The sequence below is a fragment of the Gymnodinialimonas mytili genome (genome assembly GCF_037544085.1).
Taxonomy (GTDB): domain Bacteria; phylum Pseudomonadota; class Alphaproteobacteria; order Rhodobacterales; family Rhodobacteraceae; genus Gymnodinialimonas; species Gymnodinialimonas mytili.
Genome location: NZ_JBBIFW010000001.1, coordinates 402,346 through 421,264, shown reverse-complemented (window position 1 = coordinate 421,264; position 18,919 = coordinate 402,346). Strand labels below are relative to the sequence as shown.

General features: G+C 59.8%; 5 protein-coding genes. All 5 read left to right on the top strand.

The features are described 5' to 3' along the window. The first annotated feature begins 2 nt into the window (after window positions 1–2). The 5 genes from V8J82_RS02020 (at window position 3) to V8J82_RS02000 (ending at window position 18,867) form a co-directional block, all read left to right on the top strand. Window positions 3–1,151: an efflux RND transporter periplasmic adaptor subunit gene (locus V8J82_RS02020; protein WP_339971619.1), complete on the top strand. Its 1,149-nt coding sequence runs from the start codon at window positions 3–5 to the stop codon at window positions 1,149–1,151. A gap of 5 nt (window positions 1,152–1,156) precedes the next feature. Next, window positions 1,157–3,292 carry an HlyD family efflux transporter periplasmic adaptor subunit gene (locus V8J82_RS02015; RefSeq protein ID WP_339971617.1) on the top strand — a complete coding sequence of 712 codons (2,136 nt, stop codon included), beginning with the start codon at window positions 1,157–1,159 and terminating at the stop codon, window positions 3,290–3,292. Between the two features lie 197 nt (window positions 3,293–3,489). Beyond that, window positions 3,490–4,992 carry a TolC family protein gene (locus tag V8J82_RS02010; protein WP_339971616.1) on the top strand — a complete coding sequence of 501 codons (1,503 nt, stop codon included), beginning with the start codon at window positions 3,490–3,492 and terminating at the stop codon, window positions 4,990–4,992. Next, complete coding sequence (locus V8J82_RS02005; protein ID WP_339971614.1) at window positions 4,956–5,735, top strand: efflux RND transporter periplasmic adaptor subunit; 780 nt, start codon at window positions 4,956–4,958, stop codon at window positions 5,733–5,735. Before V8J82_RS02010 ends, V8J82_RS02005 begins: the two co-directional genes overlap by 37 nt. Window positions 5,736–6,006: 271 nt before the next feature. Then, entirely contained in the window at window positions 6,007–18,867 is a 12,861-nt protein-coding gene (locus V8J82_RS02000; RefSeq protein WP_339971612.1) for an Ig-like domain-containing protein, read from the top strand. Window positions 18,868–18,919: the final 52 nt, after the last annotated feature.

Genomic DNA, 18,919 nt, shown 5'->3' with positions numbered 1-18,919 from the left:
GGGTGGAGGCGATTTCGTCGGTATCGGTGGTTGAGCCCAACGCGCCAGTTGTGCGGTGGATTGAGGCGCGGGCAAAAGAGGCCTGCTCGCAAAGCCCAGACAGCGTGCAAGACATTGCAACAGATGGCGCAAAGGCGCCATCGGATTACCCATTCGCGTATCTGCTGTGGGTGCCGTTTGTAGCCAAGACCGGACGGGTCTATGGTGGCGTGATCTTGGCGGCTGAGACCCCTTGGGAGGATCGCCGGCGTCAATTGGCCGATCGTTTGCGCCTGACTTACGGCCATGCCTGGCAGGCTTTGACGCGCGGGCGGGTGGCGGTGCGTGGCCCGGCACCGTCGAAGGTGCTGTCGGGGCTGAGCGTACTTACGCTCGCAGCGTTGATCTTTGTGCGGGTTCCGATCACAGCGATTGCTCCGGTTGAGATCGTGGGGCGCAATACCTTGGTTATGAGCGCTCCCTTGGACGGTGTGGTCGAGGAAGTCCTGGTGCGTTCCAATCAGCCGGTTAATGCCGGTGACGTATTGGCGCGCTTCAACGACACAGAGCTGCGCAATGCTGCGGCGATTGCCCGACAGCGGGTCACCGTGGCACAAACCCGTGTAGCAGCGCTGAACAATCGCGCGTTTTCCGATGCCGAGGCACGGCGCGAGATCGCCATCGCCGAAGCGGAGCTTGAACTTGCGCGCGCAGAGCTTGATCTCGCAGACGAGCGGCTAGCCCGCACCGAGTTGCGCGCGCCCGCGGCCGGGATCGCGATCATCACCGACCCGTCGGAATGGCGCGGGCGTCCAGTGGAAACCGGCCAACGCATCGTGGAAATCGCGGATCCGGCAGATATTGAGTACCGCATCGATCTTGCCGTGGATGACCTGATCGTCCTTGATGCGATCCGCCCGATACGTGTGTTTCTGGATGCCGCCCCATTGGCCCCGCGCACCGCCGAGATCACCCAAGCCAGCTACAGGGCCGAACAACAGCCAAGCGGTGTAATGTCTTACGACATCCGCGCCTCGGACATGTCGCCCGACGATAGGAGCGTTCGCATCGGTGCGCGGGGCACAGCACAAGTCATGGGGCAAGACGCCGCCCTATGGTTTGTCGTGTTCCGCCGACCACTATCATGGATGCGCCAGACCTTGGGGATCTAACTGGGATGGACAGGGCCTTTCCCGACAACTTTCCTCTGCCCGCTCTGCGCGAAGATCTGCGGATTGAGCGTGCCGCACCGCTTGCTTCCGGCGCGGCGGCTTGGGTGATCTACGATCCCGCACGGCATCGGTATTTCCAGATCGGCCAGCGCGCGCTCGACATTCTGGCGGCTTGGCGGGCCGACACGCTCGAACACCTGATCGAGCGGCTCAAAACCCAATCCGGTCTGATCGTCGACAAGCCTGAACTCAGCCGCTTGCTGAAATTCCTCTATGCCAATGAATTGACCCAGGCACCTATGTCGGGCCGCTCATCTGACCTGTCGGATCGGGCGCGCATGGCCCGGCGGGCCGGCATTCTGCAGATGATGAAGGCCTACCTGTTCTTCCGTGTCCATCTTGTCCGCCCCGGCCGTTTTTTGGACGCGACCCTTCCCATAGCAGAGCTGTTCTTTTCGCGGCTCTCCGTTATCTGTGCGGTTTTATGCGGCGTTGTCGGGCTGAGCCTGGTGCTTCGGCAGGCCGACCGCTTCATCGCCTATGCCCAGCAATTCTATTCGCCAGAAGGAGCGATTGCGATCGGCCTGACGTTGATCTTCGTGAAGGTGTTGCACGAGCTTGGACACGCGTATCAGGCAAGACGCCGTGGCGTTGCGGTCCCGAGCATGGGTGTAGCTTTTATGGTCATGATGCCGCTTCTCTACACCGAAGTTTCCGATGCCTGGCGGCTGCGAGACCGGCGCGGCAAGCTGATGATCGACGCGGGCGGGGTCTTGGTCGAGCTTTGGCTGGCCGCCATCGCGACCCTCGCCTGGGTCTTTCTTCCCGATGGCACGGCGCGGATCGGGGCGTTTTCAATCGCGACAACCAGTTGGATCATGAGCCTGTTTGTGAACCTCAACCCGTTCATGCGGTTCGATGGCTATTATTTTCTGAACGACGCGCTTGGCACGCAAAACCTCCAACCGCGCGCCTTTGCGATGGCACGGTGGCGCTTGCGCGAGCTTCTGTTCGATCTGCGCGATGACCCGCCCGAGCTTTATTCGACCCGGATGCGGCGCTTTTTGGTGGTCTATGCGTGGTTGACCTGGATCTACCGGTTCTTCCTCTTTCTCGGCATCGCATTGCTGGTCTACCAACTGTTTTTCAAGGCGCTGGGCATCGCCTTGTTTTTGATTGAGATCGTCTTTTTCATCATTTTGCCGGTCTATAAAGAGATAGTTGCCTGGGCGGGCATGCGACAGCGGATCAGCCGACGCCCGCGTGCCTGGTTAACCGCAGGTCTGCTGATGGCGGGGATCGTTCTTTTGTTGGTGCCGTTGCCGGTGAAGGTCCGCGCTCCGGCGATGATGGGCTTTGCCGAAATGGTCGAGATCTACCCGACACGTGCCGGGCAGATCTTGGATCTGCACGCGGAGCAAGGGCGGGCTGTGGAGCGGGGTGAGGTGCTTGCGATCTTGTCTTCGCCTGAGCTTGAAAACGATCGTCAGCAAACGGCGCTGCGCATCACGTTGCTTCAACGGCGCCTGGATCGCACGGTGGCGTCCCGTGGGGATCTGACGGAGCGCCGTATCATTGAGCGCGAGCTTGAAACCGAGCGCGAACGTTTGGCCGGTTTGGTTGCCGAGATTAACGCTCTGGCCATCGTCGCTCCGATAAACGGCGTTGCGGTCGATTTGTCGGGGCCGATCCGCGCCGGTGGGTGGGTGTCGCGCCGGGACCGTATCGCGACGATTGCAACACCAGGCCCGGCGCTGGCCCGCGGCTATGTGGCAGAGGCGGATCTTGATCGCATCGATCTTGGCGCGGAGGGGGTGTTTGTTCCGGACGATCCTGCGATTCCATCGGCTCGGGCGCTTTTGTCGGAGGTTGCCGCCTATTCCTCTGCCCAGATCAGTCAGCTTGAACTGGCCGCCGATGCGGGTGGGCGTATTCCGGTCGAGAGTGCGGAGGAACCCGGCGACGCGCCGCGCCCAAACGGCGCATGGTTCTTCCTGACGGCCGATTTGCCGGGCACCGAATTGCCCTCTGATGCTCAGGCCATACGCGGCGTGGTCGTGTTTGAGGGCCGCGCGGAAAGTCTGGCGCGCCGAATGGTCTTGCAAGTCGCCCGTGTGTTGATCCGAGAGACCAATCTGTAGAAACTTCGATCGTAGCCCGGTGCCAAAATCGGCCCGACACGTGTCTCTGGTGCCACAAACTAATTAATTTTTTCGGGTGTGTTACTCGGTTTAGCGCAAGTTATCGCTCGTCAAGACCACCTCGGAACCACGCCCATTTACAGCGCGATAACGTTTGTGTGTTGCTGAGCTTGGTCAGTCGCGCGAAGGATCTGTAAGTGATCGCAAACACACCGAAACGAGCTGGTCTTGCCGCCGTCACGGCGCTTATTGCCGCCTGTGGAACGATAAACCCGGAACCTTTGACCGATGCCGAGCTGATGTCGCTTGCACAAGGTCGGTTGAACGCGGTGGTCAGTCCCGATCAAGAGCCTGTAACCAACAGCATTGGTCTGTACGAAGCGATGGCTCGCGCGTTGCATTATAATCTCGACCGACAGGTGGAGCTGCGTCAGGAAGCCGTGCGCAACCGCGAACTTCGGCTTGCGGAATACGATATGCTTCCAGATCTCGTGGCAAACCTCGACTATTCGAACCGAAGCAACGATCCCGGCTCACGTAGTGTCACGGTGGCAACCGGCGCAACTTCAGCCCTGGCGACCCGATCGACGGGCCGCGAAAGCTTTGATGGCGATCTGACATTGACGTGGGACGTGTTGGATTTCGGCATGACCTATTATCAGGCGCGCCAGCGGTCCAACGATGTCCTGATCGCGCTTGAACAACGTCGCGCCGCCACCAACCGGATCATTGAAGACACGCGGACCGCCTATTGGCGCGTGGTCTCTGCGCAACGCTTGCTGAACGAGGTACGCTCGTTGCAGGCGCAGGGGCGCCGGGCCTTGGAGCAGAGCAGTGGCATTCTGGCGAATTCCGATGGCGATCCGCGTGAACAGCTCGAATTCCAACGGGACATCCTGCGCAACGATCAAGCGCTTGAGCAATTGGCCCGCGATTTGGATGTCGCCAAGCGACAGCTCGCGGCGCTCATGAACCTTCCCATCGGGCAAGAGTTTCAAGTTGTGATGCCGCAGCGGGGGCGCCATCGATCCGATCTGAACATGTCACGCCATGACATGATCCTAACGGCTATGATCAACCGTCCTGAGCTGCGCGAAGTCACCTATCGCCAGCGAAACAACGAGCTTGAGCGCCCGATCGCGACGCTTGAATCGATCCCCGGCCTCAGCCTGTTCGTCTCCAGAAATTTTGACGACAATGATCTGTTGTTGAACGGCGATTGGGTGACGACCGGATCGCGTGTGTCGTGGAATTTGATGCGCGTGCTCAGGTTGCCTGAACGTCAGAGGACGATTGAGGCGGGCGGTGAACTGTTGGATGCCCGCGCGCTCGCGCTGACCCAGGCAATTGCCACGCAGGTCATCGTGGCGCGCGCGCGATATGCGTCGCTGCATCGGGAATTCCACACAGCCTCGCGGTTTCTGAACGTCCAGCGGCAACTGACAAATCAAATCGCGCGGGAATTCCAATCCGGTACCGCGACCGAGCAGGAGCTATTGAACGAACGCTTCAATCTTCTTGTAGCAGAATTGCGATCCGACATAGCGTTTGCAGATATGCAGAACGCATTCGCCAACCTTTATGCCTCCATGGGGCTCGACAGCTATGACGGCCGTCTGACCGGAGATGAGAGCTTGCAGCAGACCACCCAGATCCTGCAGCAATGGTGGCAGGAGCGGGGCGACCATTCGATCCGATGATGGGCCGCGCCGCCCAAACGATCTTCTGTGGTCTGCTCGCCTTGGCCCCGCCCGCGGCGGCACAAGAGGCGCGCGCGCCCGGTATTGTGGTGTCCGACGCGCAGATCACCTATTCCAGTCAGATCGATGGGCGCATTAATGACATGCCCCTGTCGGTTGGGGCTTTTTTCGAAGAAGGGGCAATCTTGGTTGCCATAGATTGCACCGGCAGGACGGCGTTGCGCGATGCCCAGGCGGCCCGTTTGCGCGCGGCGGAGCGTGAACACGAGATCAACCTCGATTTGCAACGGTCCGGCGCCGTGTCACAGGGCGCCGTGATCCGATCGGCCGCCGAGGCCGAAATCGCCGCGGCGGATCTGCGCGCGATCGAGGCCGAGTTGAGCTTTTGTCAGATCACCGCCCCCTTCGATGGACGGGTCGTGGAGGTCTATGCCGGCCAGTTCGAGAATGCCGTAGTTGGACAGGAACTGATCGAGATTGTCGACAATGGCAGCCTGTCCATTGAGTTAATCGTGCCATCGGTTTGGCTGCGCTGGTTGAGCATTGGCACAGAATTTGAGTTTCGGGTCTTTGAGACGGAAGAGGTGCAGCCTGCCCAGGTCAGCGCCATTGGCGCTGCCGTCGATCCTGTCAGTCAAACGATCCGCCTCGAGGGGGCCTTTCAATCCGGCCCGCAGGCGACCTTGCCAGGGATGAGCGGTGAGGCGCTGTTTCAGGTCGAGGGGCAAGCGTCAGAGCCGTGATCCGAATAGGCGTACTCAAGATGCGCGATGCAGCAATCTCGCGTCGGAAAACTGGCCGCGCACAGCATCAAATCACCGGCTCTTCTAGCCGGATCGTACAAAAAGCGCTCAATTGCCGACCTCGCGGCCCGTCCGCTTGAAAAGACTAAAGAAATGCAGGTCTAATTCTTTTGGAGCTTAGCAACTTCTTAACATCTCGTCGTTGGCGAATCAGATGTGACCGGCGCGACAGACGGCGAAGACCACAACAGTAGTAGATGGGACAGACGACATGAGCACGTCACCAGATACGCGTTTTGAAACTGACGAAACCGACTTTCTAGCGCTTGAGCCGCGCATTGTCTTTGATGGCGCGATGGCGGCAGATCTTCTGGAGACGGCAGAGGTTCATGTCGATGACGCCCCGCCGCCACAACCGCAAGACAACGCCGCCCCGGAACAGGCACTGGAGGTCGCGCTCAGCGCGGCACCGGACGACAGCAATGACGTCGTTTTTCTGGATCCGAGCGTCGAAAACCCAGCGGAGCTTTTGGCCTCTATCCCGGCGGGCGCACAGGTGCATTTGTTGTCGGCGGACCAGGACGGCGTCGATCAGATGGCACAGATCCTGTCGGGGCAAAGCGATATCGATGCGGTACATATCCTGTCCCATGGTGATGCAGGCATGCTTTTCCTCGGCAATACGGCCCTGACGGAAAGCAGCATCCAAACCATCCATGCCGATAGCCTTGCGGTGATTGGCGCAGCGCTGGGCGGCAGCGCTGACATTTTTGTCTATGGATGTGATTTCGGTGCCGATGGCGATGCGATGGCCGCCCTTGCTGACGCGACGGGTGCGGATATCGCCGCATCCGATGACACAACGGGCGCCGCAGATCAGGGCGGAGACTGGGTGCTTGAGGCGTGGATCGGCGACATTGACGGGCAAAGCCTGGAGGCGGTGAATTGGGGCGGTACGCTGGGGCAACCGGTTGCTGAACAGGTGATCTTCGCGACGACCGGGAACAACCGGATCCTGGACGGCACGACCCCGTCCGGCGTCGAAGTCACAAGCACCTTCGCCAACCGAATTTCACCGAACACCGTTTCGCCACAGGCTGAGACCCAGCGCATCGACAACGCGAATTTCACCTTCCTTCAGGCTGGCACGACGGAATTGGCCGATACGAACGTTTTTCAAGATTCCAATGACATCCGGAGAATGCCGGATACGTGGACCCTGGATTTTGAAGGCACAGCTGTCGACACGGTCTACCTGCATGTCAACTCTGTTGATCAATTCGTTCTGAATTACACGCCGCCGCCCGGTATTCTGGTCGAGGTGCTGTCGGGCGCGAACTTCGTCGATGCGGATGCGGGAACCGGCCTTGCGTTTCGCGACAACGACGTCTCAACCTCAGACGGCAGCACCACGGATGAACGTCTTGACGGGGCAGGCGGCGGCTCTGCCGATGGAACCATTCGGTTCGTGTCAACCAACGGTGAACCGATTGAGCGTTTGTCATTTGTGCTGTCAGAACATCCCAACCGAACCAGCAATGCGGCGGATGGCTGGCAGTTTGCTGTTGAAACCCGAACGGCCCTTGATACCGATGATGACGGTGTCGTCGATGCAATCGATATCGATGACGACAATGATGGCCTGCTCGACACAGCGGAGACATTGTCAGTTGCAGATGCGGGCCCACTAAACTCGCCGGGCTTTGCGACGAACACAAATCTGGTGACAGGCGGAAGCACCGGCACGGCGTCGCTGCCAGGCTTGTTTGGCGGCACCCTGAATTTTTCCGCGAGCCTCGATACCGGCGGAAATCCGAGCGATGATCCGCAATGGTCGGGCGGTATCCAGATCCAAAACGATGGCGCAGTGGGTGATTTCATTTTTGCGCAACCGCGCGAAGTCGATGCGTTCCCAGCGGAAGCAGCCGTCTATACCTTTGATTTTCCTGACCCGGTTGAAAACTTCTCGGCGGTTGTCGGGGGGTTGAATTTTTCGGACACCGTTGAATTCACGGCGTTTCTAAACGGTGTCGAGGTCCCTCTATCGGCTGGGAATTTAACGCCGATCGACAATGGTGTTGTGGTGTCTGGAAACGACACGTTGATCGGGAACGCGACCAGTGGCGGCACCAGTGTCGATAGCAACCGTGGCCGGATCGACATACCTGTTCTGATCGACCAACTTGTCGTGCGCTCGGGCAAAAGTGATCCCGCCAACAATGCAACGGCGACGGTTGGCTTCACGTTGATCGAGTATGATGTGATGCAGGATACCGATAGCGATGGCCGCGTCGATTCCCGCGATATCGATGCCGACAATGATGGCATCACCGACAATGTCGAGGCGCAGACCACGCGGGACTACATTGCCCCTTCGGGTCAATCGGGCGCGATGATCGATGCCAATAATGACGGGCTGGACGACAATTATGCCGGTGGCCTTACGGCGGTGGACACCGATGGCGACGGCACCGCGGATTTTCGCGACGCGGATTCCGATGATGATGGCATAGATGATGTGGTTGAACGAGGCGATGGCGGGCCCACCAGTGCGTCGGGTGGGGACACCGATGGCGATGGTCTGCTCGACGTGTTCGAAGATGGCAGCGTCAGTGATGGCTTTGACGTCAACGACAGCAATGTTGCCGGGGACGACGGCGGCACGGACGGTGATTTCACCAGCTTTACCTTCGGCGACACTGATAACGACACCGAAGATGATGGGTCAAATGCGGACCCGATGGTGCAAGATTTTGACTACCGCGATAACTTTGTGGATGTCGACACGGATGGCGACGGCATTGTCGATCGCATCGACATCGACGACGACAATGACGGCATCCTGGATACGGTGGAAGATGCCGCAGCATTCAGCGTGGCGCCGATCGACTTCTCCTCGGTGAATTTCACCGGCCAGTCCGTCACCTTTGGCGCGAATTCTGTATCGGTGGATGGCACGCTGGTGCGAACAAGCAACGGAAGCAATGCTGGCAATGATCGCGGTGATCTGGACTTGCGAGACGGGAGCCCCAGGTCGAACGGAAATGCGCTGAACGGCGCGGAATACAGGTTGGATTTTGACCAGGATTCCATCGTTCAGTTCAGCGGGCACCAGACGATTGGCGGCTTCTTCAACTCCGGAGGTGATCAGGTCATTCTCGATGCGGCGGGCGGCTTTATAGTCGATGATCCCGATGGACAATTGAACATCCAGTCGAACACGGGAGATCGGATCGTGTTTGGCAGCAACAGCTCGGTCGTGTCCGGCCAGGGAACGTGGTCAATCCGAACGACGAATCCGGTCTCGACCGTGACGATGCAGGTGGATGGCGATCCGCGTTCGCCGATCAATATCGCGCTGCTGAGCTTTGACAGCGACGGCGACGGCGTAGACGATTCAAAGGATCTCGACAGTGACAATGACGGGATCACCGATAATGTCGAGGCGCAGACAACACAGGGGTATATCGCCCCCTCGGGTCAATCCGCCGCGATGATCGATGCCAACAATGATGGTCTGGACGACAATTATGGTCCGAACGGGCTGACACCCGTCGATACGGACGGGGATGGGATCGCGGATTATCTGGATCAGGATTCCGATTGGGACGGCATTGCCGATGTCGCCGAGCGCGGCGACACGGGCCCGACGGTGGCCTCTGGCGGGGATGCCGATGGCGATGGCCTGCTCGATGTCTTCGAGGGCGGCAGCCGCAATGACGGCTATGACGTCAATGACAGCAACATCTTGGGTGATACCGGAGGCAGTTCGGGAAGCTTCACCTCCTTCAACCTCGGCGATACCGACAATGATACGGATGCCGACGGGTCGAACGCCGCGCCCGATCTGCAGGATCTCGATTATCGCGACGACCGGGTCGATAGGGATAGCGATGGGGATGGCGTCATAGATCGTATCGATATCGATGACGACAATGATGGTGTGCTCGACACCGATGAAGGGTTCGAGCGCAAAAGTGTCAGCGGCCAACTTCTTTGGACCCACAATGAAAGCGGCGGAAACTCGGAGCAGGCCACATTCCAGGATTTCGGGGGCGGAGAGGTGCCGCTGGCTGACGCGATCGCATCGGCTGGTAATTCCGTTGTCGGGTCGGGCTTGACGCAGCTGACGGGCGACCCAAGCGGAGATGAAACGTCGCAGTTCGAATATGACCTGTCCGGCGCCGATGAGGATACGCTTGCCGGGGCCATCGCGGCAGAAGATTACGTGGATTTCCCGCTCACCACCGGGGACGAAACGGTTATCATCCGAAATCTCTTCCATTCGTTTACCGCGCAGGATGTGGGCGGTTCGAACCGGGGCGACTACAAGGTGGCCTATTTCGTATCGAGCGACAATTTCGCGACAGCGGAGACACTGGTATCGGGTTTCCAGTTCCAATCCGGGACAAGCGGTTCGTTCAATGGTCAGTTCCCCACAATTGATGAGGCCCGCCTGGATCCGAACACCAACTACACCATTCGGATGTATGTCTACGATGCCGAGACAACGCCGGAAGGGCACGTGACCGTCAATGATCAGTTTTTCGAATTCGACGTTGAAACTACAGTAGATTCTGACACTGACGGCGTCGCCGATCACCTTGATATCGATAGCGACAATGACGGCATCACCGACAATGTCGAGGCCCAGACGAGCGCGGGCTACATCGCGCCCTCCGGTACGGGGGCGGCGATGATCGATGCCAATGGCGACGGTCTGGACGACAATTATGCCGGGGGGTTGAATCCCGTCGACAGCGATGGCGATGGGACCGACGATATCATCGATGCGGATTCCGACAATGATGGGATCGACGATGTGGCCGAACGCGGCGATGGTGGCCCGACCAGTGCATCCGGCGGGGATGCCGATGGCGATGGCCTGCTGGATGTCTTCGAAAACGGCACTCCGAATGACGGGTTTGATGTCAATGACAGCAACGTCACCGGGGATACCGGTGGGGCGGGCGGTGCATTTGGCGGGTTCGGGCTTGCAGATAGCGACGATGATGTCGATGCGCGTGCGGACAATTCATCCCCGCTTCTGGCAGATCTGGATTTCCGGGATGCGACGGTATTGTCCGACGATGCCGCGACAACGCCGCAGGGCGTCTCTGTCGATATCGATGTGTTGGACAACGACTCGATACCCCCGAACGTGCGCCCTGGCGGTCCTGGCTCTCCCAATACGCTGACGCTGCTGGATGATATGGGCAACCCGACCGGCTCGATCATTGTGCCGAATGAGGGGCAATACATCCTGACCAATGACGCGGGCGGCAATCAGATCATCCGGTTCATTCCCGAGGCCAACTTTGCCGGCGTCACCACGCCGGTGACCTATGGCGTCCGGGCGCCTAACGGCGCTGTGGACACCGCCCAGATCGTTGTGACCGTCGAGGCGGATATCGAGGCCGTTGACGACACGTTTCTGGGTGACGAAGACACCGATCTTCCGATGGATATTCTGGGCAATGACGATCCGGGCACCGGCGTTGACACCGTGACCTTTACCTCGCTGCCGCCCGCGGGGCAGGGCGCCTTGTTCATTGACGATGGCAGCGGCACGCCCGTCGCAGTCACCGCTGGGGCGGCATTGACCCCTGCGCAGGTCGCGACCTTGTTCTTCCGCCCGGCAACGGACTTTTTCGGTACAGTTGATCCGTTCAACTACACGCTTGAGGCCACCAATGGCGATACCGACCCTGCGACAGTAAATATCACAATCGATGGCGATCCCGAGGCGTCCGATGATGTCTTTACGATCCCGGAAGACACACCGACCCCGATTGACATCACCGCCAATGACGATGGGGGCGAACCGCCGTTCACCTATGCGTTGACGAGTGTGCCGCCGACCAGCCAGGCAACGCTGACCTATACGGCAGATGGCGGCGGGACCGTGACGATCGATCCCAACAATCCCCCATCCGGTCTGAGCGTGACGGAGGCTGCCAGCCTTGTCCTAACGCCTGCTCCGAATTTTGACGGGCCGGTGAATCCGCTTGCCTATACCGTGACCGATAATGACGGCGACACATCGTCGGCCAGCGCCAGCTTCACAATCGATGCGGCACCCGATGCGGGCGACGATAGCTTCACCACCAACGAAGACACCGATATTCCGATCACTATTCTGGCGAATGATGATACGGGCTCGGGCATTGCCGCAGCCACGTTCAATACATTGCCTCCTAGTTCTCAAGGGACGCTGTTCCTTATCGATGGGCGAACAGGCGCAGAGGTAGCAGTTCCGGCGGGCGTCGATCTGCCACCTGGCGCGATTGCCACGTTGTTCTTCCGGCCCGCCGCTGATTTCTCCGGCTCTGTCACAACTTTCGATTACACGCTGACGGACACGGACGGGGATACCGATACCGCCAATGTGGATATCACGGTGGACGCCGTACCGGATGTGGCATCGGATGCGCAGGACGTGCAGGAAGCCATCGAGACGCAGTTGAACCTGTTGGATAACGACAGCGATTTCGGCAACGGCCCCGCGACCTTCACCTTCGATACCGTTCCCGCGCCCGGCGATGGCATGCTGACCTATACTGATGACGCAACCGGGCTGGCGACCAATGTGGTGGCTGGAACACCGTTGAGCGAAGCCGAGATGCGCACGGTCGCCTTCACCTCGCAAACCGGTGTCTTTGGGCCGATCCCAACCTTCAGCTACACCGCCACCGATGCGGATGGCGATACCGATACGGCGAATGTCGATTTAAGTGTGCTGGCCGCCGTGGATGCGATGGATGACAATGTGACCACGCCGGAAGATACGCCCGTGGCGTTGAACCCGCTCTCAAACGATGATCCGGGCGGGCCCAATGCCACCGCGGCCGTCACCTCGATCCCGTCAGCAGCCCAAGGCACGCTGACCTATATCGATGCCGCTGGTGCGACGCAGACGATCACGGGCCCAACGACGCTGACCCGCGCCGAATTCGGCTCGCTGCGCTTTGTGCCGACAACGGGGTTCAACGGCCCGGTTGATCCGATCAATTACACCATCAGTGATCCGGGCGGGAACACGGATTCCGCAGTCATCAACATCACCGTCGATGGCTTGCCGGACCCGGTGAACGATACGCTGAGCGGTGAGGAAGACACGCCACTTCCGGTCGATATCACGGGGAACGATGATGTAGGCGATGGCCCGGCAACCTTCACCATCGATGCCCTGCCGCCCGCTGCGCAAGGGGTGCTGACCTACACCAACAGTTCCGGTTCTGTTGTGCCCGTTCCGCAAGGCACGCCGCTGACACAGGCCGAGGCAAGTTCGATCATCTTTACACCCGCAGCCGGTTTCAACGGCGCGGTCGATCCCGTGACCTACACCGTCACCGACGTGGACGGGGATACGGGTACGGCCAGCCTGAACATCACCATCGATGCTGTGCCGGATGTCGTCGCCGACGTCTATGCCGGGACCGAGGACACCGAATTGGCGCTGCCGATCCTGAGCAACGATGATCTGGGATCTGGGCTGCAATCAGTGACAATTGATACTGTCCCGGCCGCGGCCGAGGGCACCTTGATCTATACCAATGGCAGCGGTGCGCGGGTTCCGATTACCCCCGGCACGACCCTGACACCGGGCGAGGTGGCCACACTGGCATTCCGGCCGGCACCCGATTTTGCCGGCGCCGTTTCGCCCTTTGCCTACACAGTAACAGACAGCGATGGCGATCAGGACAGCACCAGTGTCACCATCACCATTGATGGCATCCCCGAGCCGCAAGACGATGTCTATGTGGTCGAAGAGGATGGCAGCGTCTTGGTGAATGTCGCTGCCAATGACGATCTCGGGGACGGGCCTGCCACCATCACACTGGATTCCGTGCCCACGGCGGCCCAGGGCACGCTGACCTATACCAACAGTTCCGGCATGCAGGTGACCGTCAATCCGGCCTCGCCACCTTCGGGCCTGACCCCGGCAGAGATTTCGACGCTCACCTTCACGCCGACGCCCGATTATCAAGGTCCGGTCAATCCGATCGAATATACGGTGACCGACGCCGATGGCGACACCGCTTCGGCCACGGCAACGATCACAATCGACGCCGCCCCGGATGCCATTGATGATGCCTTTAGCACCGACGAAGACACGCCTCTGCCGCTGACGATCATCGATAACGATACGGGCGGGACGGGAACCACCACCCTGCGGTTCGATACCGTGCCGCCGATAACGCAGGGTACGATCACCTATCGCGATCCGGCGACCGGTGCGACCGTCACCGTGGGCGCCGGTGACGTGATTTCGAACACGCAGGCTTTGTTCCTGACCTTCACGCCAGCCTCCGATTTCAACGGATCGGTTGATCAATTCACCTACACGCTGATCGATGCCGATGGGGATGAAGACAGCGCAAACGTGAATGTCGAGGTCGATGCCGTCCCGGACCCCGAGAATGACGAAATCACCACGCTTGAGGATACGCCCGTCGCGATCGATATCTTTGCCGATAATGGAAACGGGCCGGATGACACTGGCAACGGACCGGCCAGCGTCAGCTTCGACAATCTGCCGCCTGCCGCACAGGGCGCACTGACATATACCAATTCCGTGGGCAATGTGGTTCAGGTCGTCGCGGGCGCCTCTTTGACCCCGGCCGAGGCGGCAACGCTGGTCTTCACGCCCGCCAATGATTTCTTTGGACCGGTCGCACCGGTGCAATACACGCTGACCGACACCAATGGCGACAGCGGCACGGCCAGCATCAACATCACCGTCGACGGTACGCCGGATCTGAACCCAGATGTCTTCACAGCGGAGGCGGACGAGACCATCGGGATCGACGTGCTGCTGAACGACCAGGATTTCGGGAATGCGCCTTCGACCTTCTCGATCACGACACCCGATAGCGCAGAGGGGGTGGTCACCTACGAAGTCACGCCCGGAAACCGGGTTACATTGCCCGCGAATGCAACAACCTCGGGTCTGACCGAGACGCAGATGCGAACGCTGCAGTTCGACCCGGATGCGGGCTTTTTCGGCGATGTTAGCCAGATTACCTATACCGCGACCGATGCGGATGGCGACACCGCAATGACCACCGCCAACATCTTCGTCGCAGCAGGAACCGATGTTGAGAATGACGCGCTGATCGGCAAGGAAGATACACCGATTGAGATCGAGCCAGTCGACAATGACCTGATTGGAGATCCGGATTCCACGATCACATTCGCTGCCGTTCCGCCGAGCTCCCAAGGGGTCTACAGCTACCGCGATGACGCGACCGGTGCGATGACGCCCATCGCCGCTGGCACACCGATCAGCGTTGATGAGTTCGCCACATTGCGCTTCACGCCAGCAACCGGCTTTACGGGCGATGTCGATGATCTGGTCTATACCGCAACTGCGTCACCCGCCGGGGGCGGAACATCGGATACAGCCACGATCCAGCTGACCATCGACCCGGTGCCCGAGGCTGTCGACGACAATTACACCACGGATGAAGACACCAATATCGCGATTCCGGTCAACGCCAACGATGACAACGGCACCGGCCTGCAGAGCATTCAATTTACCTCGCTGCCCGATCCATCGACCGAAGGCGTGGTCTTCAGCACCACGTTGGGACGCGCAATCACCACATCGGACGTTTTGACCAATCCCGCCGATATCGGTTCGCTCGAGTTTCGTCCCGTTGCCAATTTCAGCGGGACCGTCGCCACGTTCCAATACACGCTGATTGATATGGCTGACGGAAACGGGATCCAGGAGACCGATATTGCCGACGTGAATATCACCGTGGATGCCGTTCCGGATGCTGTCCCTGACACGGCGGCCTTGAACGAGGACGGCTTCGCCGATGTCAACGTGCTGGCCAATGACGATGCCGGGGATGGCCCGGCCAGTGTGACCTTCACGAACCTGCCAGATCCCGGCACTATTGGCACACTGAGCTATATCGACAGTACCGGAGCGCGGGTTGCTGTGCCATCTGGCACGCCCCTCACACCCGCCGAGGCCGCGACGGCGCGTTTCACGCCCATCCCGAATTTCGATGGTGTAGTCCCGGTCATTAACTACACCGTTGCCGACACGAATGGCGACAGCGATAGCTCGACGCTGACGCTGACAATCAATCCGACCCCCGATCTGGTGCCGGATGTGTTCTCTGCCAAAGAAGACACATCGATCCCCGTTAATCCGCTCGCCAATGACGTCGATTTTGGTGACGGTGTTCCCAGTTTTGCGATCACCGGCCCGTTGGCGGCTCAGGGTGTTCTCTCCTATGAAACAACGCCAGGGGACCCAGGCAGTCGCATTGATATCGGTGACGGTGCAACGCCGTCCGGGCTGACACAGCAGCAGCTTGAAACGCTGGTCTTTACCCCCGCGGCGAATTTCAACGGTGCGGTCGACCCGATCCCCTATACCGTAACCGATGGCAACGGCGATACACAGACCGTGAATATCAACATCACGGTAGACGCGGTTCCGGACCCTGCCGACGATATCGTTGCGGTCACCGAAGACACGCCGCAAACCTTCTCGATCGTGGGCAATGACGATCTGGGGGACGGCCCTTCGACGGTGACCTTCGGCACGCTGCCTGATCCCACCACGCAAGGGACACTGACCTACCTGTCGGATGCGGGCGTTGTGACGCCCGTGAGCGCGGGTGTGGCGATCAGCACGACCGAGGCCGCCAACCTCACCTTCACACCCGCACCGAATGCCAACGGCTCTTTCGGACCTTTCGCCTATACGGTCACGGATGCGAATGGGGATACCGGAACGGCCAATCTGACATTGAACATCAATCCGACGCCGGATCTGGTGAATGACACGCTGACGGTGCCCGAGGATGGATCGGCCCCGCTGAACCCGCTTGCCAATGACACCGATCTGGGTGACGGCCCATCAACAGTGTCCTTCGCGTTGCCACCCGCGGCGCAAGGCACATTGTTCTATCTGGCCGGTGGCCCCGGAGGCACACGCACCGCGGTTCCGGATGGTGTTCAGTTGAGCGAGGCCGAAGCTGCAACACTCGAATTCGAGGCGGCGCCGAACTACGACGGGCCGGTTTCTCCGATCACCTACACGGTCACCGATGCAACCGGTGACTCCGCGACCGCGCAGATCATCGTCAGCATTGATCCCGCGCCGGATGCCGCGGACGACAGCGTTCAGGTCGAAGAGAATGTCGCGACCCCATTGAGCATTCTCGACAATGACGATGTGGGCGACGGCCTCGCACAGGTAGAGATCCAGACGCTGCCGAATGCGGCGACGCAAGGTCAGCTCAGCTATACCGACGCGCTCGGGAATGTGCAGAACATCACCAGCCCCGGCACCGTCCTGACACCCGCCGAAGTGGCCACGCTCGTCTTCACACCGGTGACCGGCTATACCGGTTCGGTGGATACCGTTACCTACGCGATCACGGACGGGTCGGGCGATACCTCCACCGCAGATGTCACCATCACGATTGACCCCAACCCCAGGCCGCAATCCGACATTAGCGATCCGGCGACGAACGTGTCACCGGTTAGGATCGACGTCGTGGCCAACGACAATGGCGGCGATACCGTGGTGCCGTCCACCGTGCGGATTGTGACGCCGGGTGGTCCGGCCACATCGGTAAGCGTGCCCGGTGAGGGCATATGGACGGTCAATACAGGCGATGGGTCGATTACCTTTGCGCCGGAGGCGGGTTTCTTCGGCGATCCAACCCCGATTACCTACACGATCGAGGATGACGATGGTGTCCGTTCCGGTCCGGTTGCGGTGCTCGCGGATTACGTCCCGGTCTCGACCGATGATCTGGCGTCCAATCAGCCGCCCGGCCCGGTTACTATCGACATTCTGGCCAATGATACGACCGGCGACGAGATCCGCACGGGCACCGTGCAGATCGTTGGCACGGCCAATCCGGGCGATCCGCTTGTGGTGGCGGGGCAGGGCACCTGGAGCATCAACCGCTCCACCGGCGCGATCACCTTCACGCCTGAGCCCGGCTTCACGCTCGATCCAGATCCGATCCAGTATATCGCCGAGGATGCCGAGGGAAATTCGACATTGCTGGCACCGGCGACGGTCGACGTGGATTATGCGCCGATCGCGGCGGACGATTCGATCACGCAAGACGATCTGACCGTTCCGGTGACGCTGAACGTTCTGGCCAATGACACCGCGGGCGACGCCGTGGTGCCTGCCACCTTCCAATTCGTCGGAACGGCCAATCCCGGCGATCCTCTGGTAGTCCCGGGGGAGGGCACCTACACGTTCGATCCCGCAACCGGTGAGGTCACGTTCACCCGTGATCCTGATTTCGTCGATCAGCCAAGCCCGGTTCAATACATCATCCAGGATGATGACGGGAACAGCAGCACGGCGACCATTCAGATCTTGTCATCCGTTCCCAGCCCGGATCCGGACGATGACATCGATTTGCCGGAACGCCCGGAAGATGCGCTGCCCAGATTGTCGGTCGAAGCCTATATCCATTCCGCCGCGACCGACATTTTGTCATTGGATGCGGTCCCGCTTCTCTTTGGCGATGGGCCGATCCTGACGGCAATCAATGGTCTTCTGCCGTTGGGCGGCACGGCCGTTCTGCCAACGGATGATGTGGGGTTTTTCGGTCCGCTATCAGTGCCTTACCCGATCACGATTGCGGTCGAGAATGTCGATCCCGGCGTGATTGTCGGTCGATTTGCCGGGGTGGGTGACCCTGCTTTCCAGGCGATGATCGGGTTTGCGACGCAGAATTCGGGATATTTCTTCCTGCTCGGTGACAATGGCGTGCTTGGCTCGGTTGCCGATATCAATGACGATGTCGCGAATGTCGGTCTGTTTACCGGCGATGGCGACGGATTGATGGCGGCCGATATCCATGTCACCGGCGACGCACCTGATGGTGCGATATCGATCCAGGATGGACATATCCAGATCCGCGATCCGGGCCGGGACTTGGCTCTGCAGGTGAGCTTTGCGGCCATTGATGGGCGGATGATCGATGCGGATCTCTTCGTGTCATTCGATACCAGGATCGTAGATCTGCAGATCACCGGTCATCATCCATATACTGGCTTCTCTGGGCAAATTGCAGCGATTAGCCATGCCGAACAAATTGGTATCGACAGCATCGCGCGCGCACTGATCTAGCGGGAGACATGCAAAGTCGCCTATTCCTCCGAGGGGCATATCGCTGGTACTG